Annotated in this window: 3 protein-coding genes; 1 reads left to right on the top strand and 2 read right to left on the bottom strand. The window is 66.3% G+C overall.

The annotated features are described in order from the left end of the window. Positions 1-41: 41 nt before the first annotated feature. Positions 42-983 (top strand): nucleoside hydrolase, encoded by a 942-nt coding sequence (locus EN738_RS33440; RefSeq protein ID WP_127287269.1) that lies wholly within the window; start codon positions 42-44, stop codon positions 981-983. Positions 984-1,137: 154 nt separating this feature from the next. Here EN738_RS33440 and EN738_RS33435 read toward each other — a convergent pair whose 3' ends face one another. Beyond that, positions 1,138-1,752 (bottom strand): LysE family translocator, encoded by a 615-nt coding sequence (locus EN738_RS33435; RefSeq protein ID WP_127287268.1) that lies wholly within the window; start codon positions 1,750-1,752, stop codon positions 1,138-1,140. 104 nt (positions 1,753-1,856) lie between these two features. After that, on the bottom strand, positions 1,857-2,550 hold a 694-nt coding region (locus EN738_RS33430), incomplete at its 5' end, for an amidase family protein (protein ID WP_245494848.1).

Below are 2,550 nucleotides of genomic sequence, written 5' to 3'. Positions count from 1 at the left end.
CCCCAAAACCCCGCCCAAAAAGACTCCCAGAAGGAATTGAAATGCCGCAGTCACGCAAGATCATCATCGACACGGATCCCGGTCAGGACGATGCCGTCGCCATTTTGCTGGCGCTCGGCAGCGCCGAGCTGGAGATCGTCGGCATCACCGCCGTTGCCGGCAACGTGCCGCTGACTCTGACCGAGAAGAACGCCCGCAAGATCTGCGAGCTGGCCGGCCGGCCCGACATCAAGGTCTATGCCGGCGCCATCCGGCCGCTGGCGCGCCAGCTCGTCACCGCCGAGGAAGTGCATGGCAAGACCGGCCTCAACGGCCCGCAACTGCCCGATCCGACGATGCCGCTGCAGGATCAGTACGCCGTCGATTTCATCGTCGAGACGCTGATGCGCGAAGACAGCGGGACGATCACGCTCTGCCCGCTCGGACCGCTCACCAACATCGCGCTGGCGCTGATCCGCGAGCCGCGGATCGCGCCGCGCATCAAGGAAATCGTGCTGATGGGCGGCGGTTTCTTCGAGGGCGGCAACGTCACCCCGACCGCCGAATTCAACATCTATGTCGACCCGCACGCCGCCGACGTCGTCTTCAAATCCGGCGTTCCGATCGTGATGATGCCGCTCGACGTCACCCACAAGGCATTGACCACGGCCAAGCGCACGCAGGCTTTCCGCGACCTCGGCACCAGGGTGGGCATCGCCACGTCGGAGATGCTGGAGTTCTTCGAGCGTTTCGACGAGGAGAAGTACGGCACCGATGGCGGGCCGCTGCACGATCCGTGCGTGATCGCCTATCTCATCAAGCCCGAGCTGTTCAAGGGCCGCAACTGCAATGTCAGCGTCGAGACCTCTTCCGAGCTCACCATGGGCATGACGGTGATCGACTGGTGGGGCGTGACCAAGCGGGAAACGAACGCCATGGTGATGCGCGACATCGACCATGACGCGTTTTTCGCGCTGCTGGTCGAGAGGCTGGGGCGGCTCTGAAAGCTTTCCTTCTCCCCGCTTACGGGAGAAGGTGCCGGCAGGCGGATGAGGGGCGGCGCGAATGTCGGTGTTTTGCCCGAACCCTGGCGCTGCCCCTCATCCGGTCCCTTCGCGACCACCCTCTCCCCGTAAACGGGGCGAGGGAAGGTAGGCGCTACTTCGCCTTCGAGAACGCCAGCCAGAGGCCGCCGCCGACCAGGAAGCTGCCGCTGATGCGGGACATCAGCTTGATGCGGCTGGCCGACAGCAGCCGGCCGGCGCGGCCGGCGGCAAGCGCGTAGGTGGAATCCGACATCGCGGCGAAGACCATCGCGGTGAGACCCATCACCATGATCTGCAGCGTGTAGTTGCCCTGCGGCGCGATGAACTGCGGGAAGAAGGCGCCGAAGAAGACCAGCGTCTTCGGATTGCTGATCGCCACCAGGAAACCCTGCAAGAAGAAGCCGCCGCGCGGCTTCCTGGCCGAGCCGTCAGGGTTCAGCGTGCCTTTCGAACGGAACATCTGCACGCCCATCCAGATCAGATAGGCGGCGCCGATCAGCCTGACCCATTCGAACCAGTGCCCCATGCCGGCGATCAGCGTGTTGAGGCCGATGCCGACGATGGCGATCATGATGGCGAGGCCGGCCTGGGTGCCGGCGACATTGGCAAGGCCGGCACGCGAGCCGTGGCGGATGCTGTTGGCGATGATCAGCGTGACGGTCGGGCCGGGCACCAGGATGATGACGATGCAGGCGACGACATAGGTGGCGTAGAGTTCCAGCGACATGATCTTTCCTCAAGCAGGATGGCGCCGATCCGGCGGCGGCCGAACGCGATCAATGCACGGCGCCGGTGCCGGCGCAAGCGCCAGCCTGCCGCCATAGGCGGTCGTCAGCTTGCCCCTGCCTGCCAGGGCAAGGTCGCCTCGTAGGCCGCGCCGGCTCGCAGCACAGCGAGGTCACCGCGTGGCCGCCCGATCAGTTGCATGCCCATCGGCCGGCCCTTGCCGTCGAAGCCGACGGGTACGTTGAGCGCCGGACAGCCGCCGAGCGTGGCGAAGGCGGAGACCTGCATCCAGCGATGGTAGCTGTCCATGGCGCGCCCGGCCACTTCGCGCGGCCAGCGGGTGGCGACCTCGAAGGGAAAGACCTGCGCGGTGGGCAGCGCGACGAGGTCGAAGCGATCGAAGATCGACAGCAACGTCCGGTGCCAGGACGAGCGCCGTACCGTGGCGGCATGGATCTCGGGCGCGGTGAGGCGCATCGCCTGCTCCACTTCCCACACGGCCTCCGGCTTCAGCAGTTTGCGCCTGGCCGGATCGTCGTAGTGGACCTTGAGCGCGCAGCCGCTGCTCGCCTGGCGCAGCGTGACGAAGGCCTGCCACAGCGCCTCGAAATCGACACCCGGCACCAGTGCTTCGCTGTGGAACGAAGCGTCGGCGAAGCGGACGAGCGCGGCCTGGCAAAGGTCGAGGATGCCAGGCTCCATCGGCAGATGGCCGCCGAGATCGCCGAGCCAGGCGATGCGGCCGCCGGCCGCCTTCGTCGACAGTCCGTCGAGGAAGGAACCCTCCTTGTCGTGCGAC

Origin of the sequence: Mesorhizobium sp. M4B.F.Ca.ET.017.02.2.1 (assembly GCF_003998955.1) — a bacterium.
Taxonomy (GTDB): Bacteria; Pseudomonadota; Alphaproteobacteria; order Rhizobiales; family Rhizobiaceae; genus Mesorhizobium; species Mesorhizobium abyssinicae.
The sequence above is the reverse complement of the archived record's forward strand: the minus strand, read 5'-3'. Positions and strand labels throughout refer to the sequence as shown.

Bases quoted from the DNA above. Each gene is read 5' to 3' on its own strand.
- EN738_RS33440 (WP_127287269.1), top strand. From the start codon at position 42: ATGCCGCAGTCACGCAAGATCATCATCGACACGGATCCCGGTCAGGAC.
- EN738_RS33435 (WP_127287268.1), bottom strand. From the start codon at position 1,752: ATGTCGCTGGAACTCTACGCCACCTATGTCGTCGCCTGCATCGTCATC.